Source organism: Vibrio sp. 704, assembly GCF_033339295.1.
Genome location: NZ_JAWOUH010000621.1, coordinates 1 through 621 on the forward strand (window position 1 = coordinate 1; position 621 = coordinate 621).

The window sequence follows — 621 nt, forward strand, 5'->3', positions numbered from 1 at the left end:
CGACGCGCTTTAATACCTTGGCGAATCCACACTTCTTCTTGAGCCAGTTTCTTGTCGAACTCAGCGTTTTGCATCTCTTCAACACGAAGCATCTCTTCTTTCCCAAGCAAGTAATTGTCGTAATCACCAGGGAAAGAGGAAAGTTGCCCGCGGTCTAAGTCGACAATACGTGTCGCCATAGATTTAATGAATGCGCGGTCGTGGGAAATGAAGATAATCGAGCCTTTGAAATCTTTCAGGAAGTTCTCTAGCCATTCGATGGTTGTGACGTCCAAATGGTTGGTTGGTTCGTCAAGTAGTAATACATCAGGGTCGCAAACTAGAGCTCGAGCTAATGCCGCCTTGCGTTGCCAGCCGCCAGATAAGTCACGAAGTAATGTGTCTGGACTTAACTTTAGGGCACTAAGTACGTTTTTAACTCGGTCATCAAAACGCCACGCATTTGAATGATCCAATTGTTCTTGAGTTTTTGCTAAGCGGTTGATGTTCTTTTCGCTTGGGTCTTGCGCAACAAGATCAAGAAGATCATGGTAGATCTTAAGCTGTTCGCCAATTTCCGCTAAGCCACCAGAGACATACTCATAAACAGTACCTTCTTGGTTGCGCGGTGGATCTTGCTCC

Annotated in this window: 1 protein-coding gene; it reads right to left on the bottom strand. The window is 45.7% G+C overall.

Annotation, left to right across the window (positions count from 1 at the left end; translation table 11 throughout):
* Positions 1-621, bottom strand: a 621-nt coding sequence (locus R7R24_RS28110) for an ATP-binding cassette domain-containing protein (protein WP_318120359.1), incomplete at both ends; no start/stop codon positions are given.